Genomic DNA, 23,789 nt, shown 5'->3' with positions numbered 1-23,789 from the left:
GCCCCCACCCCCCGCTCGCCGCACCGCGTCCGCTCGCCGAGCGACGGGTGTGGCCCCGCACCTTCCACGACCGGCTCACCGCCCCGCTGCCCGGCCTCAAGGCGTTCGCCCGCTTCGCCCGCGAGGGCGCGGTGCGGCCCGGCCCCGAAGGGCTCGCCGGCATCCCCGACCTGCCGTACGCGCCGGGCCCGGTGCCCGACGTGGACGCCCGCACGCTCGCCGTGACCTGGGCGGGCCACGCCAGCTGGGTGGTGCGGATCGGCGGGCTCACCGTGCTCACCGACCCCGTGTGGTCGCGGCGCATCCTGGGCACGCCCGCCCGCGTCACGCCCGTCGGCGTGGCCTGGGAGGCGCTGCCCCGCGTGGACGCGGTCGTCATCAGCCACAACCACTACGACCATCTGGACGCCCCGACCCTGCGCCGGCTGCCCCGCGACACCCCCGTGTTCGCGCCGGCGGGCCTCGGCCGCTGGTTCCGGCGCCGCCGGTTCACCCGCGTCACCGAGCTCGACTGGTGGGAGGCGTCCGAACTCGGCGGCATCCGCTTCGACTTCGTACCGGCCCACCACTGGTCCAAGCGCACCCTGACCGACACCTGCCGCTCGCTGTGGGGCGGCTGGGTGCTCACCGCGCCCGACGGCCGGCGCGTGCACTTCGCCGGCGACACCGGCTACGGCCACTGGTTCTCCCGCATCGGCCGCCGCTACCCGGGCATCGACCTCACCCTCATGCCGATCGGCGCGTACGACCCGCGCTGGTGGCTGGCCGACGTGCACTGCGACCCGGAGGAGGCGGTGCGCGCCGCGCAGGACCTGGGGGCGCGGCACATGGCGCCCATGCACTGGGGCACGTTCGTGCTGTCCGCGGAACCGGTCCTGGAGCCGCTCACCCGGGTCCGCGCCGCCTGGGAGGCGGCCGGGCTGCCCCGGGACCGGCTGTGGGACCTGCCGATCGGCGGGTCGCGCCTGCTCGAACCCGGGTGAGCCGCGGCGTCGGCCGGTGTCCGGTGGGGTCAGGCGGCGGGGTCAGCCGGCGGGTGTGCGGCGCACCCGCCGCCACAGGCTCGGGGCCACGCTGATCAGCACGGTCAGCACGACCGCCGCGAGCACGCCCTCCCACGGCTCCGGGAACAGCGAGCCGCCGAGCACTCCGATGAGCTGGTAGGTGGCCGCCCAGGCCAGACAGGCCGGCAGGTTGCCGCGCACGAAGCGCCGCAGCGGCCACCGCGCGACCAGGCAGGCCAGCATCACCGGCAGCCGCCCGGCCGGCACCAGCCGGGACAGCACCAGCACGGCCACCCCGTGGTCGGCGAGCTTCTCCTGGGCCTGCGCCAGCCGCTCCTCGGGGGCCCGGTCCCGGATCGCCTCCAGCCAGCGCGAGCCGTTCCTCGACGTCATCCCGCGCCGCCCCAGCCAGTACAGCGCCACGTCCCCGAGGAAGGCGGCCAGCGACGCCGTCGCGAACACCAGCGCCATCGAGAACGGCGCGCTGCGGTGGAAGGCCACCACGGCCGCCGAACTGACCAGCGCGCCCGTCGGCACCACCGGCACCAGCGCCCCGATGAGCACCAGCAGGAACAGCGACGGATACCCGATGGCCTGCTGGGTCGACTCGGGCGCCACGGCCGCCGGAGGTATCAGACCGCCGGCCGCCTGCACGAGAGCGGGGGATATCACCGCGCGCCCCCCAGGCGCACGCTCTCCCCGTGGCCGAGCCGGTGCACCACCGCCTCCGGCGCGTGCCGCGCCGCGAGCCGCTCGAACTCCTGCCCGGGCGCGTGGAACTCGTGGGGGCGCACGGCGTCCATCCCGATCGGCCAGTACGTGCCGTAGTGCACCGGCACCGCGCTCGGCGCGCCCAGCAGCGCCAGCGCCTGCGCCGCGCGCCCCGCGTCCAGGTGCCCGTCGCCCAGGTACGGCCCCCAGCCGCCCACCGGCAGCAGCGCGGCGTCGACCGGCCCGACCTCCTTCGCCATGTCCTCGAACAGGCCCGTGTCGCCCGCGAAGTAGGTGCGTGCCGCGCCCTCCACGACATAACCGAGAGCGGGCGCCCGGCGCCGGCCCACGGGCAGCCGCCGCCCGTCGTGCAGCGCGGGCACCGCCCGCACCGCGAGCGGCCCGACGGACGTCACGTCACCGGGCGCCATCTCCGTGACGTCCAGCGCGGTCAGCCTGCGCAGGCCCGGCACGGCGTCGGGCGCGCCGCGGGGCACCAGCAGCCGCGTGCCCGGGGCGAGCCGGGCCAGCGACGGCACATGGAGGTGGTCGGCGTGCAGATGGGAGACCAGCGCCACGTCCGCGCGCAGCGCCTCCGGCGGAGGCACCGCGCCGCGCCTGCGCCGCAGATGCGCCAGCCGGCGTGCGAACAGGGGGTCGGTGAGGACGCGTGTGCCCGAGTCCTCCAGCGTGCAGGTGGCGTGCCCCCACCACGTGACCTCCGCCGGCACCTCTTCGCCTCCTTCGCGCGACTCCCCGAAGCCTACGCTCAGGAATAGGGTCGTCGGCGAACCCGAGGTGGGCCCGAGGTGAGGGGGACGCCATGGCGCCGGTGCGGGTGACGACCATCGCGAGCCTGACGCCGCTGGAGGAGCTGGACGCCGAGCCGTTCCTGGTGGACTCCCGCGAGCAGCACACGATGTGCGCGCGCTGGGCCGCCGAGCGCGGGTACGTGGTGGCGCGCGAACTGCTGGTGCGCGGCCTGCGCCCCGACCACGCGCTGCTCTGGGACGGGGTGCGCCCCGGCGCCGACCTGTTCGTGGCGCCCAGCCGGCGGGTGCTGGAGCGGGCGCTGTCGTCCGTGGCCGAGTTCGCGGCCGAGTGCGCGCGGCGCGGGGTGCGGGTGGAGACGGTGGGCCGGGCGGAGCCGTCGTACGACGCGGCGATGAAGGCCCGGGTGCACCGCAGGCTGTCCATGCCCACCGCCGGCTACGACGGCCGCTGAGGGCGCCGCCCGCCCGCGGTGGGGAGGGGGGACGAAACGCCTCATCGGGACGTTGTGACAGGGTGAGGGCGGGCCAGGGACCGGAACGTGAGGTGTGCGGCGTGGGTGGCGGGCGATGGCGACGGGTCGCCAGTCAGATCGGGCGGAGTGTCACCGTGTGGGCGGTCTCCACGCTCACCATGCTGGCGCTCGCGGGCATCCTGCCCGACTTCCGGCTGCGTTCGGCCGACGGCGACAGCGCCACCGACATCGCGGTCACCGCCGCCCTCGGCGCGGGCGCCTTCGGCCTGCTGTCCGCCCTGGTCTGGCCGCTCCTGGTGCGGCTGCTGCTGCTCGTGCCCGCGCTGGTCCTCGGCCTGCTGGTGTTCTTCCTCAACGGCGCCCTGCTGTGGCTGGCGCTGCGCGTCAACCCGGTCGAGCGCGGCGCGGCGGCCCCCGAGACGGCCGTGGTGGTCGCCGCCGTGATGTCCGCCGTCGCCTCCGCCACCGGAGGCGCCCTCGCCGTCCGCGACGACGACGCCTACCGCCGGCGGCTCTACCGGCTCGCGGACCGAAGACGGCGCTCCGACCCGCCCTGCCCGGCCACCCCCGGCACGGTGTTCGTCCAGCTCGACGGCGTCGGCCACGACGTCCTGCTGTCGGCGGTCGGCAAGGGCCTGATGCCCACCGTCGCCCGCTGGCTGGGCGCCGACGGCGGCCGGCCCACCCACCGCCTCACCCCCTGGCGCACCGACTGGTCCAGCCAGACCGGCGCCAGCCAGCTCGGCATCCTGCACGGCAGCACCTTCGACGTCCCCGCCTTCCGCTGGTACGAGAAGGCCCGCCGCGAGGTCATGGTCTGCAACCGGCCCACCAGCGCCGCCGAACTCCAGGCCCGCGCCATCGAGCACTCCGGTCACGCCGGGCTGCTCGCCCGCGACGGCGCCAGCCGCGGCAACCTGTTCAGCGGCGGCGCCGACGAGCAGGCGCTGGTGCTGTCCATCGCCGCCCGCCGCAGAGGCCCGGCCGCCCGCAGTCGCGCCGGCTACTTCGCGTACTTCTCCGACCCCGCCAACGCCGTGCGCACCGCCCTGTCCTTCGTCGCCGAGGTGGGCCGGGAGATCGGCCAGTCCGTGCGCGCCCGGATGCGCGGCCGACGCCCGCGCGTCTCCCGCGGCGGGCTGTACCCGCTGGTGCGCGCCTTCGCCACCGTCGTCGAACGGGACGTCGTCACGGCCGCCGTGATGGGCGACCTGCTGGCCGGCCGCAGCGCCGTCTACGCCGACCTGGTCGCCTACGACGAGGTCGCCCACCACTCCGGGCCGGCGAGCCGGGACACCGAACAGGTCCTGCGCCGCCTCGACCGCGCCCTCGCCCTGATCGAGAACGTCGCCGAGCACGCGCCCCGCCCGTACCGCATCGTCGTGCTGTCCGACCACGGGCAGAGCCCCGGCGAGACCTTCCGCGCCCGCTACGGCCTCACCCTCGCCGACCTGGTGCGGGCCGGCTGCGGACTGCCCGTGCCGCGCCGCGCCCGGCGCACCCACAGCGGCGCCGAGGCCCGCGCGGCGGTCCGCGCCGCGCTGCGCCGGCCGGTCGAGGAGGGCGCCGAGCAGTACCGGCCCTCCCGCGGTTCGGAGCCGGTGGTGCTGGCCTCCGGCAACCTGGGCCTGGTGTCCTTCCCGGACGTGCCGCACCGGATGACCAAGGAGGAGATCGACGCCCGGCACCCCGCGCTGCTGCCGACCCTCGCCAACCACCCCGGCATCGGCTTCCTGCTGGTGCGCAGCGAACGCCACGGCGGCGTCGTGCTCGGCGCGTACGGCGCGGAGATACCCCTTGACGAACTCGACGACAACCCCGGCCCGCTGGCCCCGTTCGGCCCCGGCGCCGCCGACGTCGTGCGCCGCACCCACACCTTCCCGCACACCGCCGACATCATGGTCAACTCCTTCCACGACCCGGCGGACGGCGAGGTGCTCGCGTTCGAGGAGCAGATCGGCTCCCACGGCGGCCTCGGCGGCGCCCAGTCCCGCCCCTTCCTGCTGTCCCCGCTGGTGCTCTCCGTGCCGGTCCCCGAGGGCGCCGAGCTGGCCGGCGCCGAACAGGTCCACCACGTGCTGCGCCGCTGGCTCACCGAGGCCGACCAGGCCGACACCCGCCCGCTCCCGGACCACCGCGAACGCGCGGCCTGAACGCGGCAACAAGGGCGTCGCGGGCGGAAATTCGCGTGACGGACGCGCCCGGTGCTGACAACCTCGGTCACGAGTCGTCCACCGTCGTGTCACCCGCGCCCGCGAAGGCGCGCGGAGAGGGAGCATCTGCGTGCAGGCAGCCGTCACCGTCACCCCCGCCCGTGTCCCGGAGCTGCTGCTCGGCCTCGCGACCGTGCGGCCGGTGTTCCTCTGGGGTGCGCCCGGCATCGGCAAGTCCTCCCTGGTCAGGGAGTTCGCCGAGAGCCTCGGGCTGGAGTGCGTGAGCCTGCTGGGCACCCAGCTCGCCCCCGAGGACCTGATCGGCGTGCCGCAGATCCGCGACGGCCGCTCGGTGTTCTGCCCGCCCGCGTCGATCGCCCGCGACGAGCCGTACTGCCTGTTCCTGGACGAGCTGAACGCGGCCACCCCGGACGTGCAGAAGGCGTTCTACTCGCTGATCCTGGACCGCCGCATCGGCGACTACGAGCTGCCCAAGGGCTCCGTCGTCATCGGCGCCGGCAACCGCGCCACCGACAACGCGCTCGCCCGCCCCCTCGCCTCCGCGCTGGTCAACCGTCTCACCCACGTCCACCTGACGGCGTCCCCGAAGGACTGGCTGGTCTGGGCGGCGAACAACGGCATCCACCCGTGGATCGCCGACCACCTCACCGACCGCCCCGACCACCTGTGGTCCAAACCGCCGAAGACCGAGGAGCCGTTCTCCACGCCCCGCTCCTGGCACATGCTCTCCGACGCGCTGCACTCCTTCGGCCGCGACCTCGACGAGGACACCCTGAAGGTCCTCGCCCATGGCACGCTCACCCCCGCGCACGCCACCGCCTTCTGCGGCTACGTCAAGATCGTGCGCAGCCGCTTCGGCATCGACGCCGTCGTCAAGGGCGAGGCCCGCTGGCCCCACCGCCCGGAGGACCGCGACCTCCTCTACTACCTCGCCGAGTCCTTCCGCGGCCGGCTGGTGAAGGAACTGCCCGCCTCCAAGGAGCACATGTCGGCGGCCGGACGGCAGATCGCCTACCGCGCGAAGTCGCTGCTGGTGCAGCTCGCGGAGATCTCCGTCGAGGTCGCGCAGACCGTCATCGCCCCCGACGCCGACGGCAACCCGGTGCTGCCGTCGTGGTTCCTGGTCGAGGCGGCCCGCGACATGCCCCGGCTGGTGGAGGCGCGCCGGTGAGCCGCGCCCGCGGCAAGGGCCCGCAGCCCAAGCGGGACGCGCGGCGGCGCAAGCGGGACCTCGCGGCGGAGGCGTTCGCCGAGGGCCTGCGTATCATGCGGGCCAACCCGGCGCTGGCCGCCGTGGACGTCGACGTGTGCCGCCGCGAGGACTGCGAGCTCGCGCCCCGCGACGGCCTGGTGCGCGTCAGCTCGGACGCCGTGCTGCACGTCCACCCCGACCGCACGGCCGACCCGGAGACCTGGGCGTGGGCCCTCGCGCACGCCGTCCTGCACCTCGGCTTCGGCCACGTCCCCGCCGCCGAGGGGCCCCGCACCCAGCCGGACGCCTGCGAACTGGCCGCCCGCTGCGTCGTCGTCGACCGCTTCCTGCTCGGCTCGCCCGTCGGCAAGGCGCCCGAGGAGCTGCCCACCGCCTACCCCGACGGCGACGAGGAGCGCCTCGCCGCCGCTTGGCGCCGCACCGGCGTCCCCGACGCCTACCGGCACTGCGGCACCGCGGGCGGGGACCCCGACCTGTACCTGACCCGCTGGAACGGCTGGTACGGGCAGCCGCCCGACCACCAGCTGGCGTTCGCCTCCGCCCTCACCCGCACCGTGGCGGCCGCGATGGACGTCGCGGGCGGCCGCCGTGACAGCCTGGACGGGGCGCCGGCCCCGCGCCGCGCCTGGCACAAGGCGCTGAGCTGGTTCGTCTCCTCCTACCCGCTGCTCGGCGGCATCGCCTCCGGCATGACCCTGGTCGCCGACGCCGAACTCGCCCGCGCCCACGGCATCTCCGTCGCCGCCGTCAACGCCGGGGCGGGCGAGATCTACGTCAACCCGCTGCGGGTCATGGACGACGAGGAGTGGCGGTTCGTGCTCGCGCACGAGATGCTGCACGCCGCCCTGCGCCACGGCGACCGCTGCGGCCCCCGCGACCCGTTCCTCTTCAACGTCGCCTGCGACTTCGTCATCAACGGCTGGCTCGTGGAGATGGACATCGGCACGATCCCCGCGGGCCTGCTGTACGACAAGGACCTCGCCGGGCTGTCCGCCGAGGAGGTCTACGACCGCATCGCCGGCGACCGCCGCTCCCGCCGCCTGCCCACCCCGCGCGGCAAGGGCCTCGGCGACGTCCTCGGCGCCCCGCTCGGCCCGCCCCGCGACTGCGTCGACCTCGACGGCTTCTACCGCCGGGGCCTCGCGCAGGGCCTGGACCTGCACGACCGCCAGGAGCGCGGCCTGCTCCCGGCCGGCCTGGTCGAGGAGATCCGCGCCCTCAGCCATCCGCCGCTGCCCTGGGACGCCCGGCTCGCCCGCTGGTTCGACGAGTTCGTGCCCCGCCCCGAGCCGCTGCGGTCGTTCGCCCGGCCTTCCCGGCGTCAGGCGTCCACGCCGGACATCCCGCGCGCCGGCCGCTGGTACCCGCCGGAGGAGATCGCCCGCTGCACCTTCGGCGTCGTCCTCGACACCTCCGGCTCCATGAGCCGCACCCTGCTCGGCAAGGCGCTCGGCGCCATCGCCTCCTACGCGCAGTCCCGTGACGTGCCGGCCACGCGCGTGGTGTTCTGCGACGCGGCGCCGCACGACGCGGGCTACGTCCCGGTCACCGAGATCGCCGGGAGGGTGCGGGTGCGCGGCCGGGGCGGCACCGAGCTCCAGCCGGGCATCGACCTGCTGGAGCGCGCCGACGACTTCCCGCGCGGCGCGCCCGTGCTGGTGATCACCGACGGCTGGTGCGACGTGCTGCGGGTGCGGCGCGAGCACGCCTACCTGATTCCGCAGGGCGCGACCCTGCCCTTCACCCCGAGAGGTCCCGTCTTCCGGGTGAGTTGAGCCGTGATGTGATCGGATAAGGCAGGGCGCCCGGTGATCCGGGCGTCCGGACCGAGCACCGCCGGTCGAAGGACCGGACCTTTTGAAAGGATTGCGTCATGGCAACCACGCGCTCCGCACACACCGTTTGGGAAGGCAGCCTCTTCAAGGGCAGCGGGGTCGTCGCCTTCGACTCCTCGGGCGCCATCCCCGAGCAGCCGGTCACCTGGGCCTCCCGCGCCGAGGACGCGAACGGGAAGACCAGCCCCGAGGAGCTGATCGCCGCCGCGCACTCCAGCTGCTTCTCGATGGCCCTGTCCAACGGCCTCGACAAGGCGGGCACCCCGCCCACCCGGCTGACCACCAACGCCGAGGTCACCTTCGTGCCGGGCCAGGGCATCACCGGCATCCACCTCACCGTCGAGGGCACCGTCCCCGGCCTGGACGAGGCCGGCTTCGTGGCCGCCGCCGAGGACGCCAAGGTGAACTGCCCGGTCAGCCAGGCGCTCAAGGGCACGGAGATCACCCTGACGGCGAAGCTCGCCTGACCCGCCCCGCCGCCTGCGGGCAGTCGTGCCGCTGGGGGCGGCACGGGTGGGCGCAGGCGGCACTCTTCCAGCGGGCCTGTGCCCCGGCTCCGTACGGCCACCGGGGTGCCGGGGGCTGTTGCACGCCGGGTGCGGGCCGCACGGGGCCGGTCGCGCAGTTCTCCGCGCCCCTCAGGGCCGCCGCCTGCGGGCAGTCGTGCCGCTGGGGGCTGCACGGGTGGGCGCAGGCGGCACTCTTCCAGCGGGCCTGTGCCCCGGCTCCGTACGGCCACCGGGGTGCCGGGGGCTGTTGCACGCCGGGTGCGGGCCGCACGGGGCCGGTCGCGCAGTTCCCCGCGCCCCTTAGGGGCGCTCCGCACGCTTGACAACACGCCGCTCAAGTTTTGTGCTGGAAGTGTTGGAAACCGGAGAGTGGCCCTGGCGGAAGGGGTTGCAGCGATGGGACGTGCCGTCGGAATCGATCTGGGAACCACGAACTCGGTGGTCGCCGTGCTCGAGGGCGGTGAGCCCACCGTCATCGCCAACGCCGAGGGCGCCCGCACCACCCCCTCGGTCGTGGCGTTCGCCAAGAACGGCGAGGTGCTCGTCGGAGAGGTCGCCAAGCGGCAGGCCGTCACCAACGTCGACCGCACCGCCCGCTCGGTCAAGCGCCACATGGGCGACGCCCAGTGGCGGTTCCCCGAGCAGGGCTCCGTCGACGGCACCCGCTTCCGGGCGCAGGAACTGTCCTCCCGGGTGCTCCAGAAGCTGCGCAGGGACGCCGAGTCCTACCTCGGCGAGGACGTCACCGACGCGGTGATCACCGTGCCGGCGTACTTCGACGACACCCAGCGGCAGGCCACCAAGGAGGCAGGCGAGATCGCCGGACTCAACGTGCTGCGCATCATCAACGAGCCCACGGCCGCGGCGCTCGCCTACGGACTGGACAAGGAGAACGACCAGACCGTCCTGGTGTTCGACCTCGGCGGCGGCACCTTCGACGTGTCGCTGCTCGAGATGGGCGAGGGCGTCATCGAGGTCAAGGCCACCAACGGCGACACCCACCTCGGCGGCGACGACTGGGACCAGAGGATCGTGGACTGGCTCGCCAAGCGCTTCAAGGGCCAGTACGGCGTCGACCTGACCCAGGACAGGATGGCCGTGCAGCGGCTGCGCGAGGCCGCCGAGAAGGCGAAGATCGAGCTGTCGTCGTCCAGCGAGACCACCGTCAACCTGCCCTACATCACCGCCTCCGCGGAAGGGCCCCTGCACCTGGACGAGAAGCTCACCCGGGCCCAGTTCCAGGAGCTCACCGCGGACCTCCTGGACCGCTGCAAGAAGCCCTTCCACCAGGCCGTCGAGGACGCCGGCGTACGGCTGTCGGACGTCGACCACGTCATCCTCGTCGGCGGCTCCACCCGGATGCCCGCCGTGACCGAACTGGTCCGCGAACTCACCGGCAAGGAACCCCACAAGGGCGTCAACCCCGACGAGGTGGTGGCCCTCGGCGCCGCCCTCCAGGCGGGCGTCATCCGCGGCGACGTCAAGGACGTGCTGCTGCTCGACGTCACCCCGCTGTCCCTCGGCATCGAGACCAAGGGCGGCATCATGACCAAGCTGATCGAGCGCAACACCACGATCCCCACCCGGCGTTCGGAGATCTTCACCACCGCCGCCGACAACCAGCCCTCGGTCGGCATCCAGGTCTACCAGGGCGAACGGGAGATCGCCGCGTACAACAAGAAGCTCGGCACGTTCGACCTGACGGGCCTGCCGCCGGCGCCGCGCGGGGTGCCGCAGATCGAGGTGGCGTTCGACATCGACGCCAACGGCATCATGCACGTCTCCGCGAAGGACCTCGGCACCGGCAAGGAACAGAAGATGACCGTCACCGGCGGCTCGGCCCTCCCCAAGGACGACATCGACCGCATGATGCGGGAGGCCGAGCAGTACGCGGAGGAGGACCGCAAACGCCGGGAGGCGGCCGAGACCCGCAACCAGGCCGAGCAACTCGTCTACCAGACCGAGAGGTTCCTCACCGAGAACGGAGACAAGGTGCCCGGCGACGCCAAGTCCGAGGTGGAGGAGGCCGTCGCCGACGTCAAGCGGCTGCTGGCGCAGGAGTCGCCCGACACCGCCGAGCTGCGCACCGCCGTCGAAAGGGTCGCCACGGTGAGCCAGCGCATGGGCCAGGCGATGTACGCGCAGACCGGCGCCACGGCCGGCAGCGGCACCGACGGCCCCGGCGCCCCGGACGACGGCGGCGGCACGTCCCAGGGGGACGACGACGTGGTGGACGCGGAGATCGTCGACGACGACAAGAACACCGGCCCCCGCCAGGAGGGCGCCGCCTGAGTCCGTAAGCGCCTCACAAGGCCTCGCGGCACTCCCGCAACAGTTTCTCGGTGCGCCGGGCCGAGGCCGCTCGGGCCGTGATGTGGTCCAGCACCTCCAGGTGCACCGAGACCTCCTTGCGGGAGTCCAGGTACAGCGCGCCGGTCAGATACTCGGTGAACACCATGTCGGGCAGCTCCGGCTCGGCGAACCGGAACAGCGAGAACGGCGCGTACGTCCCCGGGTGAGGGCCGTCGGCGAACTCGGCGATCTGGAGCGTGACCCGGTCCCGCGCGGCGTACTCCAGCAGCTTGTCGAGCTGGTCGCGCATCACCCGGCCGTCCGCGCTCACCGGACGCCGCAGCACGGTCTCCTCCATGAGCACCCACAGGTGCGGCGGGTCCGGGCGCTCCAGCAGCCGCTGCCGCTCCATGCGCAGCGCCACATGCCGCTCGACCGTCTCAGGGCCCGCCGTGCCGATCGTCCCCGCCTCCAGCACGGCACGCGCGTACTCCTCCGTCTGGAGCAGTCCGGGGACGAAGTGCGGCTCGTAGGAGCGGATGATCCGGGCCGCGCCCTCCAGGCTCACGTAGAGGCTGAACCACTCGGGCAGCACGTCGTGGTAGCGCTGCCACCAGCCGGGGCGGTTGGCGTCCTCGGCGAGCGTGACGAACGTGTCGGCCTCGCTGTCGGGCACCCCGTAGGCCGTCAGCAGCATCTGGACGTACGGGATCTTCAGGGCGACCTCGGCGGTCTCCATCCGGCGGACCGTCGCCGGCGCCACCCGCAGGATCCGGGCGGCCTCCTCCCGTGAGAGGCCCGCGGCCTCACGCAACTCGTTCAGCCGCCGTCCCAGGACCACCTGGCCCACGGTGGGTGCGGCCCGCCGCTCACTCAACGCCACGCCTCCCCAACGTGCTCGGGCACGCGCTCATCCTGTCATGTCCCTCAGAGACTCTCACGTGCCGCAGGTGGCCGCCCTGTCTCCCGGCCGCCCGCCGCATTACCCCGGGCGTAATCGACCCGCTCCCGGCCGCACGGGATCGTGGACGCACCGAGTCCCGCACCGCTCCCACGGAGGATGACGCCCCATGTCCACGACCCCGCTCGCCGCGCCCGCCCGGACCGTCGAGGCACGGCGCACGCTGCGCCGTCTGCTGGCCCTCGACGCCGTGGTGACCGGCGCCAACGCCCTCGCCTACCTCGCCCTGTCCGGGCCGCTCGGCCGGTTCCTCGGGGCCGGCCCCGGACTGCTGCTCGCGCTCGGCGCGTTCCTCGCCCTGTACGCGGCCGGGGTGGGCCTGCTGGCCGCCCGGCCGCACCCGCCGGCCGCCGGGGTGCGGGTCGTCGTCGAAACCAACCTCGCCTGGGCGGCGGTGAGTTTCGCCGCCCTCGCGCTGTGGCTCTCGCCGACCACCGCGGGCGCGGTGTGGACGGTGCTCCAGGCGCTCGTCGTGGCGGGCCTCGCCCTCGCCCAGCACCTGTCGCTGAAAGCGCGTCAGTCCAGCCAGGTCTGAAGGTACGCGGCCGTCGCCGGGTCCGCCGGGAGCAGCGTCTCCACGGCCAGCTCGGCGACGGTCACGTCCATCGGCGTGTTGAACGTGGCGATCGACGACACGAACGACAGCGTCCGCCCCCGGTGCTCGACCACCATCGGCAGCGCGAAGTACGCCACCGGCTCCGCCGGTTCCTCCTCCCGGCCCGCCGCGTCCGGCACCGGGTACGCCGCCACCTCGTCGTACAGCGCCCGCAGCCGCCGCGAGCGGTGCAGGGCGATGTTCCGCCGCATCTGCTCCAGCAGGTGCCCGCGCCACTCCCGCAGGTTCCGGATCCGCGGCGCCAGGCCCCGCGGGTGCAGGGTGAGCCGCACCGCGTTCAGCGGCGGCGTCAGCAGCGCCTCCGGCACGCCCTCGAACAGCGCCAGGACCCCCCGGTTGGCCGCCACCACGTCGTACGTCGCGTCCACCACCAGCGCCGGGTACGGCTCGAACCCGGCGATCAGCCGCTCGACGCCGGTGCGCACCACCTCGAGGGCGGGGTCGTCCAGCGGGGTCTCCGGGTAGCGGGGCGCGTAACCGGCCGCCAGGAGCAGCGCGTTGCGCTCCCGCACGGGCACGTCCAGGTGCTCGGCCAGTCGCAGCACCATCTCCTCGCTGGGCCGCGACCGGCCGGTCTCGACGAAGCTGATGTGCCGGGCGGAGGAGTCGGCGCGCAGGGCCAGCTCCAGCTGGCTGACCCGCCGCCGCTGCCGCCAGGCGCGCAGCAGCGGACCCACGCCCTCGGTGCGGGAGACGGTGTCGGTGGGGGCAGTGGTCATGCCAGGACGGTAGCCGAGGAACCGTCGGCCGGGGGAGCCGCCCGCCGGTCCGGCCGGGGCGGCGCGGGCGCTTCTGTGGCAGCCTGGACGCGCCACAAGAGCCGACCCGGCGAAGGAGCACCGCGCATGCCCGTCGAACCGCTGTCCCGGACGGAGATCGAGTCCCGGCTCGCCGAGCTGCCGGGCTGGACGCTCGACGGGGACCGCCTCACCCGCGCCTACCGGCTGGACTCGCACATCGCGGCGGCGGCGATGGTCGTCCACGTCGCCCGGGTGCAGGACGAGCTGGACCACCACTCCGACCTCACCCTCGGCTACCGCTCGGTGTCCCTGTCCGTGCACACGCACAGCGCGGGCGGCGCCGTCACCGCCAAGGACTTCGAGCTCGCCCGCAAGGTGGAGGATCTGGCGCCCGCCCACGGGGCACACTGAGCCTCGTGCTGGACTACGACGAGGAAGCGGAGCGCTACGACGCCCTGCGCGGCGGTGAACCGCGCGCGCGGGCCGCCGCCGAGGCCGTCATGGGCCTCGTCCCGCGCCAGGCGCGGCGGCTGCTGGACGTGGCCTGCGGCACCGGCATCGTGACCAGGAGATTCCCCGCGTCCCGCCCCGGACTGCGGGTGACGGGCGTGGACCTGTCCTCGTCCATGGCCCTGCGGGCCGCCGCCCGGCTCCCGGGGGCCGTGGTGCGCGCCGACAGCCGCCGGCTGCCGTTCCGGGACGCGTCCTTCGACGCGGTGGTCAGCGTGTGGCTGCTGCACCTGCTGACCGACCCCGCCGACGTGCGCGCCGTCGTCGCCGAGTGCGCGCGCGTGCTGCGGCCCGGCGGGGTGTACGTCACCACCGTGCACAAGGGGCTCTCGCACAACGTGGGCAGCGACATCGACGCCGTGCTCGCCGGCCGCCCCCCGAGCCCCGTGCCCGACGACCCGGACACGGTGGCGGCCTGCGCGGCCGGACACGGCCTCGTCCCGGCGGGCGAGGCCCGCTTCCGGGGCCACGGCCAGGGCCGCAGCCCGCGCCGCACGGTGGACGACCTGCGGCGCGGCTGGTTCGTCACCCTCCCGCCCGGCCGGCCGATCGTGGAGGAGTTCGCCGCCCGCCTCTCGGCCCTCCCCGACCAGGACCGCCCCCGCCCGGACCCGGTGTTCACCCTGAGGGCGTTCCGCAGGACGCCGTGACGTCACCGCCGAGCAGCCGGCACGGCACCGCCTCCTCGACGGCCCCGTATGCCCCGGTGTCCGCCCGCACCCGGTACAGGCGGGCGTCCGGCGTCTGCGTCACCGCCTCGGTGAGCCGCCCGTCCGTGAAGAGCGCCGCCGCGCCGTCCTCCACCGCCCACCCGGCGGACAGCGCACCGCTCGCCACGGCCGCGCGGTAGGAGGACCGGCGGCCGGGCTCACTGTCGTAGTGCGGGCACACCGAGCCGGGCAGCAGCCCCAGCCCGTCCGGGAGGTGGGTCAGCGGGCCGAAGGAGTCGGTGTGCGACCCCTCGGCCCAGCAGTTGGCCCCGGCGCTGATCCCGCACAGCAGCGTCCCGCCGGCGTACGCCTCCCGCAGCAGCCGGTCGACCCCGTGCACCCGCCACACCGCCAGCAGGTTCGCGGTGTTGCCGCCGCCGACGTACACGACGTCCTGCGCGAGCAGGAAGGCCCGCAGCGCCGCGTCGTCCGACTCCCGCCGGAACAGCGGCAGCACGGACGGCTCGCAGGAGCGCGGCCGGAAAGCGGCGAGGAACTTCTCGGCGTACGCGGGCGCGTCCCCGCTCGCCGTGGGCAGGAAGCACACCTTCGGCCGTGCGGCGCGCGCGTGCCCGAGCACCCAGTCGTCCAGCAGCCCGTCCTCGTCGGTGGAGAAGCCGCCCCCGAGCAGGGCGAGACGGCTCACCGTCCGCTCACCTCCGCCGTGGCGCGGAGCCGTTCGAAGGCGGTGGGGGAGGGGCGGCGGGGCAGGAACGCGGCGATCGCGCGGGCGCAGTCCGCCGCGCTCGTCGCGGTCGTGTCGCACTCGACGTCGTACACGCCGTGCGCGTGCACCCGCGCGTGCTGCCGGGCGGCGAGCCCGGCCGGCCGGTCGCCGCGTTCCCGTTCGCGCCGCTCGGTCTCCTCCAGGGAGCACCGCACGCCGACCAGGACCACCTCCCGCGGGTCGAACAGCCCCAGACAGTCGGCCAGTCGCCAGTCCTCGCTCAGCACATGGTCGACCACCACGTTGTTCCCCGCCGTGGCCATGCCCGCGACCGCCCGGTGGTACCCCCGCCAGGTGCGGTGCAGCACCTCGGGCAGCCGCTCCGCGTCGATCTCCCGGCTGGTCCGCATCCGGTGGAAGGCGTCCACGGGCATGTGGAAGTACGGCTCCTCCAGGACGTGCAGCAGCTCCCGCGCGATGCTTGACTTGCCCGAACTGGACGTGCCGTTGAGGAAGATGATCCGTCCGTGCATCGGGGCTCCTTCGCGGTGGCCGGCGGGGGCGGCCCCATCATCCCCCGCCGGCGATCTTCACCGCACCGCGCATTCCTTCCCGCCCACCGCGAACGCCGCCGGCCGGGCGGCCGCGGGCGCACCGCTCGCCGTGAAGCCGAAGGACACCGACGCGCCCGGCGCCACCCTGCCGTTCCAGCCGGCGTCGCGGACCGTCACCGCCCGGCCGGACTGGGTGTGCGCGCCGTTCCAGAGCTGGGCGATCCGCTCACCGCCCGCGAAGGACCAGGCCAGCGACCAGCCGTCCCAGGGCGTCGTCCCCGTGTTGGTCAGCCGCACGTCCGCCTGGAAGCCGTCGCCCCATGTGTTCGTGACCCGGTACGCCACCTCGCACGCGCCCGACGGGTCCGGGTCCGTGCCGCCGCCCGGGTCCGCCGGGTCGCCGTAGACGACGCCGCGGCCGTTGGTCGCCACGTAGACGCGACCGAAGACGCGCGGGTCGCCGGTGACGGCCGCGCCGGTCCAGCCCCACTGGTGCGCGTCGTCGTTGACCCGCACCCAGCTCGCGCCCGCGTCGGTGGAGCGGTAGATGCCGCGCACCCCGTCGATCCGCGCGCTGGTGAACAGCGTCGGGTACGAGGCGCCCGGGGCCGCCTTGCCGAAGCCGACGGTGTCCGCCTCGTCGACGCCCGCCACCTCGGTGAACGTCTGCCCGAAGTCGGTGGAGTGCCACAGCCCGTACGGCCCGTCGGCCGCCCCGCCCGCCAGCCAGATCTCCCCCGCCCTGCCCGGCAGCGCCTTGAACCGCACGCTGTCACCGGCCGGCAGTCCGGTCGCCGGGGACGCCTCGAAGGTCGCGCCGCCGTCCCTGCTGACGTAGAAGCGCCCGGTCTTGAAGCCGTAGAAGGTGTCCGGGTCCTCGCGGTCGGACTCCACGATCGCGCCCGCCGGGATGCCCTGCGCCGCCGACCACGAGGCGCCGGAGTCGCCGGTGCGGTGCACGCCCGCGCCCTCCGGGCTCCACACGAAACGGCCGCCGTCCGCCGACGCGGCGACCGTCCCGCCGCCGCTCGCCCCTGAAGGGTCCGTGCCCGGGGACCAGGTGGCGCCGTTGTCGGTGGAGAACGCGATGTGCGGCCCCGCGTCGGCCTGGCCCACGCGCACCACCGTGTCCGGGTCCGACTCGGCGAAGTCCAGGCTGGTCGTGGAGGTGAAGTTCGGCCCGGTGAACATCATCGACGGCACCTTGGTGAGGTCCGTGTGCCGGAAGCCGCCGATGTCGCCGAGTGCGCTGAGCAGCGGGGCGCCCGACGGGGGAGAGGCAAGGTCGAGGACCGCGGTCTCCTCGAGACCGCGCACCATCGGCCGGATGGTGAACGGGGTGTCGTCGTCCCAGTTCGTCAGCTCCTCGGTGCCGTAGACGGTCGCGCCGGTGCCGTACATCATCCGGTCCGGGTCGAACGGGTCGATCTCCAGCGCCTCCGTCATCCACCCCAGCTTCGGCGTCTGTTCGGGCGGCGCCGGGTCGGCGCCCCAGGTCAGCCACGGCGACGAGGAGACGTCCATGACGTAGCGGTTCTCGCGCTGCGGGTACGAGGTGTAGCGCCACGCCTGGGTCCAGGTGGCGCCGCTGTCCGTGGAGCGGAAGATCTGCGTGTCGGGCCACCAGGAGCTGTACGCGGTCGCCATCACCGTGCCCGGGTTCTGCCGGTCCACGGTGAGTCCGCTGAACCCGAAGTAGGTGTCGGCCTCCGCGACCGGGCTGATGTCGGTCCACGTCCCGGTCGCCGTGGCGTACCGGTACAGCCGTCCCTTGCCCCCGTCGTAGGGCCCGCCCGTGTCGCTGTACGCGAGATAGAGGTGGCCGTTCTCCGCGTCGAGGACGCCCTTGTGGGCGAGGTACCCCGTGGGCTGGCCGGCCAGCCGCTCCCAGGTGGCGCCCGCGTCGGTCGAGCGGTACACGGCGTTCTCCTTGTCGGCGACCCCGACGTACACGGTCCGCGTGGGCGAACCCGCAGTCCCCGTCGACTCGTCGAACGTCACCCAGACGACGCCCTGGTTGTCCGAGGCGTACCCGCTCGCGTCGTCCGGATCCTCCACGTAGTTGCCGGGGTTGGGGAAGGACGTCACCTCGGACCAGGTGACGCCTGCGTCCGTCGACCGCCAGAGGCCGTGGCCGCTGGGCGCGCCCAGGTACAGCACGTCGTTGTCGTGCGGGTCGACCGCCAGCCGTTCGCCCATGCCCCGGCCGGGCATGTTGCCGCCCAGCTTGAACGGCAGCACCGTCTTCCGCCAGCTCGCGCCCCGGTCGCCGGAGCGCATCACCGCGCCGTTGCCCGGGTCCCAGTCGTTGGTGTATGTGCCGACCGCCGCGTACACCCGGTCCGGGTCGGCGGAGTCGGAGGCGATGCTGACCACGCCGGTGTGACCCCAGTCGTCCCAGCCGACCGAATCCAGCAGGGGGATCCAGCTCCTGGTCGACTCCTGCCAGCGGTAGGCGCCGCCGATGTCGGTGCGGGCGTACGCCAGGTCGGGCTCGCCGCGGTTGAAGACGATGCCGGGCACGAAACCGCCGCCGTCGATGCGCGCGTTGCGCCAGGTGTAGGTGTCGGCGGCGGGCTTCGGCACGGCGGCGGGGGCGGGGTCCGGGGCGTCGGCGGCCAGCGCGGGCGGACCGCCGGCGAGCAGACCGGCCGCCAGGGCGAGCACGGCCGTGAGCACGCGGGTTCTTCGCACGGTGGGGGTGTCCTTCCTCGTGGGGGAGAGAAACGGAATGCGTGCGAGGACCGGGCGGCCCCCCGTGCGCGAGGGGACCGCCCGGCCCGGTGGGCCCCGGCGTCCTGTGCCGGGGCCGGTACACGGAGCGTCGGCGGGGACTATTCGAGAAGCTCCGCGTACGCGCCCATGGCCGTGGCGATGTCCGCCTGGGCCCAGAAGCGGTGGTACGTGAAGACCGGCGCGGAGCCGCCCTCCAGATAGCTCTCGATCTTCGACCAGGCCGGGTCGTCCTGGTAGAAGGAGCGGATCGAGAGGAACGTCGACGAGGAGTCGATCCGGTCGCCGTTCGGCATGGTGCCGGTCCAGCCGGACGGGACGTGCACCGGGTCGTCGAAGCGCTGGTAGTCGGTGCGGGTCTCCGGGACGGCGATGCCGAGGTCGTCCTGGTTGTTCGCCCACATGCCGTCGAGCAGCGCCTTCGCCGTGTCAGCCGCCTCGGTGTCACCGGAGCGGGCGGCGTAGTACGTCAGCACCTTGGCGTAGGAGCCGGCCACACCGACGTCGTTGGTGTAGTCGACGACCTCGACGTGCAGCCCGCGGTTGGCGCCCGGCGACGACGCGTTCCAGGTGTCGGGCGCGCCGGACCAGCGCAGCGTGGACGGGATGCGGAACGAACCGTCCGGGTTCACCGTGGTCTCGGACAGCGCCCAGTCGACCCACTTGTCGAGGACCGCCTTGGCCTGCGCGTTGCCCGTCTGCTGGTACACCTCGGCCACCCGCTCCATCGACCACGCCTGGAAGCCGAACCACTGGTTCGACGGCGGGTCGTGGTACACCGGCTTCTCGTCGTAGTACATGCCGTAGAAGGTCGGTGTGCCGGACGGCGGGGTGGTGTAGCGGCCCGCCCAGCTGTTGGTCGCGCCGCCCGCGATGGCGCCCTCGTCGGACTGGAGCCAGCGGTAGAACTCCAGCTGCCGGTCGTAGGACTTCGCCCAGTCCGCCGCGCCGGTCGCCGACTTCGGCTTCAGCGGGGCGTAGGTGGCCAGCGCGTACGCGGCGAGCGGGTTCTGGTAGCCGCCGTGCGCGTGGCTGGAGCCGATGCGCCAGGACCAGCCCGCCGAGGTGTCGGTGGCGCCGCCCCAGGCGTAGTACCAGGAAAGCAGGTAGTGCGAGGCGTCCTTGCCGGTGCCGGCCGGGCAGGACGTGCTGGTGCAGTTGCCGATCTTCTTGAAGTACTTGTCGTACATCGCGTAGCGCAGGTAGTCGCCCATCTTGGCGGCCTTGGCGACGGTCCCGGCGACCTCGCCGCCCTTGCCCTGCTCCTTCGCCCACAGGTCGGCCCAGTACGCCGCCTGCACCGCGCGCGCGTCGGCGTCGGGGGCGTTGGTGAACTTCCACTGCCTGGCGTAGGACGCGTCCTTGGTGAACAGGTCCAGATAGCCGTTCCTGCCGCCGTACTTGAAGGCGTCACAGGTGGGCTGGGTGACCGTCTCCCACACGGACTCCTGCGGGCCGCGCTGGAAGGTGTTGATGTAGGACGGGCCGGTGTCGGACGGTCCGGCCTCGCACTTGCCGGGCGAGTTGCCGTAGCCGTAGACGTTGTCCACGTCCTGGATCCAGTGCATGCCGTACACGTCGTCCGTGCCGTACGCCGACTTCAGCTCCGCCGCGATCGGGTCCCGGCCGACGGAGACGCCGGAGTCGAGCTGCGACGGGTACTCGTCCGGGGTGTCGTGCTCGGGCGCGTACGTCGCCGGCTTCGAGGGGTCGTAGAAGGAGGTGGTCGGCTGGTCGGCGTGGGTCGGGATGGCGTACCGCTCCATCGTCGCCCAGGCGTCGTTGAACCGCGTCCAGTCCCCGGTGATCCTGCCGTACATCGCCTGGAGCCACAGCAGGTAGCTGTACGCCTCCGAGGTGGTCTCGTGACCGTGGTCGGGCGCCTCGACGATCAGCGTCTCGACCGAGTGGTACGGGATGCCCTCGGGGGAGAAGTACCCGTTCGCCGGGTCGGTGATCTTGTCGTAGAGCTCCAGGAAGCGGCTCTCGTACGTCTTGGCCGCGCCCAGCTGGGTGACGGTCACCGCGGCCTTGGCGTGGCCGGCGGCCGTGGACTCGAAGACCGCCGAACCGGTGCCGGAGGAGTCGGCGGCGACGGTCACCCGCTGCGCGGTGCTCCAGTTGGACGGCGTGAAGGTGAGGGACGCGCCCGAGGACACCGACAGCCCCGTGTTGCCGCTCGCCCGCGCCGTCGTGACGGTCACGTTCGCGCTCGGCTGCTTGGAGAGCTTCACCTCGAAGGTGCCCGACTCGCCCTGGCGCACGCCCAGTTGGGACGGGCTCGCGACCACGGCGGGACCCGAGGCGACCGTGATGCCGACCGGGGTGGAGGAGGCGGAGGCGCCCAGGCTGTCGTACGCCTTCGCGACCAGCGAGTGGGCGCCGACGGCCAGTCCGCCGACCGACAGCGTGAACGGCGCGGAGGTGTCCGTGCCGAGCAGTTCGGTGTCGTCGTAGAACTCCACCTTGGTGACGGTGGCCTGGTCGGCCGCGGCGGCGGTGGCCGCGAGCGGCACCGTTTCGCCCTGCGTGTAGACCGAGCCGGCCTCCGGGCTGGTCAGCACGGCGATCGGCGGCTGGTGGGCGCCCACGCAGGCGGTGCCGTTGACCGAGAAGGACGTCGGCGCGGTGTTGGTGCCGCTGTAGGAGAACTGGGCGCCGGCGGTGACGGCGGCCCCGGCGGCGATCCGGCCGTTGTGCCCGGCGTTGCGCACGGTGACGGTGGAACCGGACTGGGACCAGCTGCCGTTCCAGCCGTTCACCAGGCGCTGGTTGCCCGAGTAGGCGTACGTCAGGGTCCAGCCGTCGATGACGTCCGAACCGCGGTTGGTGACGGTCAGGTCGGCGGTGAAGCCCGACCCCCAGTCGTTCGTCTTGTAGTCCACGCTGCACTGGACGGCCGCCGCCCGGGCGGGGGTGGTACCCGTCGACAGCATCGTCAGAGGCAGTGCGAGAGCGGTCACGGCGACCGCTAAGAGACGGCGCACGCCGCCCCGTCTGCGGGGTGGGGGATGCATGGTGCTGGTCCTTCCTGCGACTCGACAGGTCAAGGCTTGAACCAGTGGGAGCGCTCCCATAGTGAGGACGGGGGGTGGACCGGTCAACCCTTGGTACGAATCGAAAAGATTCGACGGTGCGCATGACGCCAAAGTCCGCACACCCTCTGTTCTTCATCGTCACTTGGCGCTAGCTTCATGTGCACCAGTGGGAGCGGTTCCATCAGTCGACGCGTCGGTCACGGCGCGTCCGAGCTGCAAGGAGTCGCTCGATGAGCCACCCCCCGCGTTCAGTACTTTTAGCCACCCCCGCACGCGTGTGGAGCACCTGACGCGGGGGCGCTCGTCACCGTGGGATTTCTGTGCCGTCGCGCCGCCCGGAGACGTCCGGCCGGCATCACGGACCCGCCCGTGCGGATCCGGGACGGCATCCCCCACCCCGTAAGGCACCAGGCCGCGCGAACGTCTGCGCGCGCCCACGAAGGAACGCCCCCTACGGATAGGAAACCCGCACCATGAGTCGCACCAGAACCGCGCTCCTCGCCGCCATGGCGCTGGTCGCCGGCGCCACCGGGACGGCGCTCGCCGCCGTCCCGGGCGACGCCGGCGCGGCCGCCGTCCCCTGCACCGTGGACTACAAGGTGCAGAACCAGTGGGACACCGGCTTCACCGCGTCCGTGACGGTCACCAACCACGGCGCCGCGAAGTCGTCGTGGGCGGTGAAATGGACCTACGCCGGCAACCAGAGGGTGACCAGTGGCTGGAACGCCAAGGTCACCCAGTCCGGCGCGAACGTCACGGCGTCGAACGAGGCGTACAACGCCACCCTCGCCACGGGAGGCTCCGCCACCTTCGGCTTCCAGGGCAGCTACAGCGGCACCAACGCCGTCCCCGCCGCCTTCACCCTCGACGGCGTGACCTGCAACGTCGACTCCGGCGGGCCGACCGACCCGCCGGACCCGACCGATCCGCCCCCGGGCAACCGCGTCGACAACCCCTACGACGGCGCCAAGGTGTACGTGAACCCCGAGTGGTCCGCGAACGCCGCCGCCGAGCCGGGCGGCAGCCGCATCGCGAACCAGCCCACCGGTGTCTGGCTGGACCGCACCGCCGCCATCGAGGGGGCGGGCGGCAAGATGGGTCTGCGGGACCACCTCGACGAGGCCCTGGAACAGAAGGGCTCCGGCGAGCTCGTCGTCCAGCTCGTCATCTACAACCTGCCGGGCCGCGACTGTGCCGCCCTGGCCTCCAACGGCGAGCTCGGCCCCACGGAGATCGACCGCTACAAGACCGAGTACATCGACCCGATCGCGGAGATCCTCGCCGACCCCAAGTACGCCTCGCTGCGGATCGTCACCACGGTCGAGATCGACTCCCTGCCCAACCTGGTCACCAACGTGTCGCCGCGGGCCACCGCCACGCCGAACTGCGACGTGATGAAGGCCAACGGCAACTACGTCAAGGGCGTCGGCTACGCCCTGAACAAGCTCGGCGACGTGCCCAACGTCTACAACTACGTGGACGCCGGACACCACGGCTGGCTGGGCTGGGACGACAACTTCGGCGCCTCCGCGGAGATGTTCAAGCAGGCGGCGACCGCCGAGGGCGCGACCGTCGCCGACGTGCACGGCTTCATCGCCAACACGGCCAACTACAGCGCGCTGAAGGAGGACCACTTCTCCATCAACGACACGGTGGGCGGCAAGTCCGTGCGCGAGTCCAAGTGGGTCAGCTGGAACCGGTACGTCGACGAGCTGTCGTACGCCCAGGCCCTGCGCCAGAAGCTGGTCTCGCTCGGGTTCGACTCGGGCATCGGCATGCTGATCGACACCTCCCGCAACGGCTGGGGCGGGGCGAACCGGCCCACCGGGCCGGGCGCGACGACCAGCGTGGACACCTACGTCGACGGCGGGCGCTACGACCGCCGCTACAACACGGGCAACTGGTGCAACCAGGCCGGAGCCGGACTGGGCGAGCGGCCCCAGGCGTCCCCGGAGCCCGGCATCGACGCCTACGTGTGGATGAAGCCGCCGGGTGAGTCCGACGGCGCGAGCAAGGCCATCGACAACGACGAGGGCAAGGGCTTCGACCGGATGTGCGACCCCACGTACACCGGCAACCCGCGCAACGACAACAACATGTCGGGCGCGCTCGGTGACGCCCCGATCTCCGGGCGCTGGTTCTCCGCCCAGTTCCAGGAGCTGATGAAGAACGCCTACCCGCCGCTGTCGTGACGGGCTGACCCCCGGTCCGCCGGGCCCGGATCCCCGCACGGGGCCCGGGCCCGGCGGACCCGCGTCCGCCCCGAGGTTTTGCTG

Annotated in this window: 19 protein-coding genes; 11 read left to right on the top strand and 8 right to left on the bottom strand. The window is 73.5% G+C overall.

The features are described 5' to 3' along the window. A partial coding sequence (locus CCN29_RS12030) for an MBL fold metallo-hydrolase (protein ID WP_086681577.1) occupies positions 1–983 on the top strand: 983 nt, incomplete at its 5' end. 42 nt (positions 984–1,025) lie between these two features. On the opposite strand, the gene CCN29_RS12025 is transcribed toward CCN29_RS12030, so the two are convergent. After that, a complete protein-coding gene (locus CCN29_RS12025; RefSeq protein ID WP_086681574.1) occupies positions 1,026–1,658 on the bottom strand; it encodes a DedA family protein in 633 nt (210 codons plus the stop codon). A gap of 14 nt (positions 1,659–1,672) precedes the next feature. After that, positions 1,673–2,446, bottom strand: a complete 774-nt coding sequence (locus tag CCN29_RS12020) for an MBL fold metallo-hydrolase (RefSeq protein WP_006130862.1) — start codon at positions 2,444–2,446, stop codon at positions 1,673–1,675. Positions 2,447–2,538: 92 nt separating this feature from the next. Here CCN29_RS12020 and CCN29_RS12015 point away from each other — a divergent pair, with 92 nt between their 5' ends. The 6 genes from CCN29_RS12015 (at position 2,539) to dnaK (ending at position 10,984) form a co-directional block, all read left to right on the top strand. After that, positions 2,539–2,940: a hypothetical protein gene (locus tag CCN29_RS12015; RefSeq protein WP_006130861.1), complete on the top strand. Its 402-nt coding sequence runs from the start codon at positions 2,539–2,541 to the stop codon at positions 2,938–2,940. A gap of 92 nt (positions 2,941–3,032) precedes the next feature. Then, entirely contained in the window at positions 3,033–5,114 is a 2,082-nt protein-coding gene (locus tag CCN29_RS12010) for a phage holin family protein (RefSeq protein WP_031061681.1), read from the top strand. Between the two features lie 130 nt (positions 5,115–5,244). Then, positions 5,245–6,306, top strand: a complete 1,062-nt coding sequence (locus CCN29_RS12005) for an ATP-binding protein (RefSeq protein WP_031017774.1) — start codon at positions 5,245–5,247, stop codon at positions 6,304–6,306. Further along, a complete protein-coding gene (locus CCN29_RS12000; RefSeq protein WP_086681571.1) occupies positions 6,303–8,123 on the top strand; it encodes a vWA domain-containing protein in 1,821 nt (606 codons plus the stop codon). Before CCN29_RS12005 ends, CCN29_RS12000 begins: the two co-directional genes overlap by 4 nt. A 98-nt stretch (positions 8,124–8,221) precedes the next feature. Next, positions 8,222–8,650 carry an OsmC family protein gene (locus CCN29_RS11995; RefSeq protein ID WP_006130857.1) on the top strand — a complete coding sequence of 143 codons (429 nt, stop codon included), beginning with the start codon at positions 8,222–8,224 and terminating at the stop codon, positions 8,648–8,650. 438 nt (positions 8,651–9,088) lie between these two features. After that, positions 9,089–10,984 (top strand): molecular chaperone DnaK, encoded by a 1,896-nt coding sequence (gene dnaK, locus CCN29_RS11990; protein WP_086681568.1) that lies wholly within the window; start codon positions 9,089–9,091, stop codon positions 10,982–10,984. Positions 10,985–10,997: 13 nt separating this feature from the next. Here the strand turns inward: dnaK and CCN29_RS11985 are convergent, their stop codons facing one another. Next, positions 10,998–11,861 (bottom strand): Sco1979 family transcriptional regulator, encoded by an 864-nt coding sequence (locus CCN29_RS11985; protein ID WP_006130855.1) that lies wholly within the window; start codon positions 11,859–11,861, stop codon positions 10,998–11,000. A gap of 193 nt (positions 11,862–12,054) precedes the next feature. Here CCN29_RS11985 and CCN29_RS11980 point away from each other — a divergent pair, with 193 nt between their 5' ends. Further along, positions 12,055–12,480 carry a hypothetical protein gene (locus CCN29_RS11980; RefSeq protein WP_086681565.1) on the top strand — a complete coding sequence of 142 codons (426 nt, stop codon included), beginning with the start codon at positions 12,055–12,057 and terminating at the stop codon, positions 12,478–12,480. Here CCN29_RS11980 and CCN29_RS11975 read toward each other — a convergent pair. Beyond that, the gene (locus tag CCN29_RS11975; RefSeq protein WP_006130853.1) at positions 12,462–13,280 is read right to left on the bottom strand and encodes a helix-turn-helix domain-containing protein; all 819 of its coding nucleotides are present in this window, start codon (positions 13,278–13,280) and stop codon (positions 12,462–12,464) included. The genes CCN29_RS11980 and CCN29_RS11975 overlap by 19 nt on opposite strands. Before the next feature lie 126 nt (positions 13,281–13,406). Between CCN29_RS11975 and CCN29_RS11970 the strand changes: the two genes are divergently transcribed. Beyond that, positions 13,407–13,712 carry a 4a-hydroxytetrahydrobiopterin dehydratase gene (locus tag CCN29_RS11970; protein WP_006130852.1) on the top strand — a complete coding sequence of 102 codons (306 nt, stop codon included), beginning with the start codon at positions 13,407–13,409 and terminating at the stop codon, positions 13,710–13,712. 5 nt (positions 13,713–13,717) lie between these two features. Continuing rightward, positions 13,718–14,461: a class I SAM-dependent methyltransferase gene (locus CCN29_RS11965; protein ID WP_006130851.1), complete on the top strand. Its 744-nt coding sequence runs from the start codon at positions 13,718–13,720 to the stop codon at positions 14,459–14,461. Here the strand turns inward: CCN29_RS11965 and CCN29_RS11960 are convergent. The 4 genes from CCN29_RS11960 to CCN29_RS11945 all read right to left on the bottom strand — a co-directional run bounded on the left by CCN29_RS11960 (position 14,430) and on the right by CCN29_RS11945 (position 21,492). Further along, on the bottom strand, positions 14,430–15,167 hold the full coding sequence (locus tag CCN29_RS11960; protein ID WP_086681562.1) for a Type 1 glutamine amidotransferase-like domain-containing protein: 738 nt from the start codon (positions 15,165–15,167) through the stop codon (positions 14,430–14,432). The genes CCN29_RS11965 and CCN29_RS11960 overlap by 32 nt on opposite strands. Further along, complete coding sequence (locus CCN29_RS11955) at positions 15,164–15,721, bottom strand: chloramphenicol phosphotransferase CPT family protein (RefSeq protein WP_086681559.1); 558 nt, start codon at positions 15,719–15,721, stop codon at positions 15,164–15,166. The genes CCN29_RS11960 and CCN29_RS11955 overlap by 4 nt, the downstream gene beginning before the upstream one ends. A 57-nt stretch (positions 15,722–15,778) precedes the next feature. Then, on the bottom strand, positions 15,779–18,436 hold the full coding sequence (locus CCN29_RS11950) for a cellulose binding domain-containing protein (protein ID WP_086681556.1): 2,658 nt from the start codon (positions 18,434–18,436) through the stop codon (positions 15,779–15,781). Between the two features lie 140 nt (positions 18,437–18,576). Further along, a complete protein-coding gene (locus CCN29_RS11945; protein ID WP_031061690.1) occupies positions 18,577–21,492 on the bottom strand; it encodes a glycoside hydrolase family 48 protein in 2,916 nt (971 codons plus the stop codon). A gap of 494 nt (positions 21,493–21,986) precedes the next feature. Between CCN29_RS11945 and CCN29_RS11940 the strand changes: the two genes are divergently transcribed. Next, the gene (locus tag CCN29_RS11940) at positions 21,987–23,705 is read left to right on the top strand and encodes a glycoside hydrolase family 6 protein (protein WP_086681553.1); all 1,719 of its coding nucleotides are present in this window, start codon (positions 21,987–21,989) and stop codon (positions 23,703–23,705) included. The last annotated feature ends 84 nt before the right edge of the window (positions 23,706–23,789 follow it).

It is taken from the genome of Streptomyces pseudogriseolus, from assembly GCA_002154585.1.
In the GTDB taxonomy this organism is placed as follows: domain Bacteria; phylum Actinomycetota; class Actinomycetes; order Streptomycetales; family Streptomycetaceae; genus Streptomyces; species Streptomyces pseudogriseolus.
This window is presented reverse-complemented; position numbering and strand designations above follow the sequence as displayed.

Excerpts from the sequence above, each read along its gene's own strand:
- CCN29_RS11980 (WP_086681565.1), top strand. The coding sequence starts at position 12,055 with ATGTCCACGACCCCGCTCGCCGCGCCCGCCCGGACCGTCGAGGCACGG.
- CCN29_RS11975 (WP_006130853.1), bottom strand. The coding sequence starts at position 13,280 with ATGACCACTGCCCCCACCGACACCGTCTCCCGCACCGAGGGCGTGGGT.
- CCN29_RS11940 (WP_086681553.1), top strand. The coding sequence starts at position 21,987 with ATGAGTCGCACCAGAACCGCGCTCCTCGCCGCCATGGCGCTGGTCGCC.
- CCN29_RS12015 (WP_006130861.1), top strand. The coding sequence starts at position 2,539 with ATGGCGCCGGTGCGGGTGACGACCATCGCGAGCCTGACGCCGCTGGAG.
- CCN29_RS11955 (WP_086681559.1), bottom strand. The coding sequence starts at position 15,721 with ATGCACGGACGGATCATCTTCCTCAACGGCACGTCCAGTTCGGGCAAG.
- CCN29_RS11995 (WP_006130857.1), top strand. The coding sequence starts at position 8,222 with ATGGCAACCACGCGCTCCGCACACACCGTTTGGGAAGGCAGCCTCTTC.
- CCN29_RS11970 (WP_006130852.1), top strand. The coding sequence starts at position 13,407 with ATGCCCGTCGAACCGCTGTCCCGGACGGAGATCGAGTCCCGGCTCGCC.
- dnaK (WP_086681568.1), top strand. The coding sequence starts at position 9,089 with ATGGGACGTGCCGTCGGAATCGATCTGGGAACCACGAACTCGGTGGTC.
- CCN29_RS11945 (WP_031061690.1), bottom strand. The coding sequence starts at position 21,492 with ATGCATCCCCCACCCCGCAGACGGGGCGGCGTGCGCCGTCTCTTAGCG.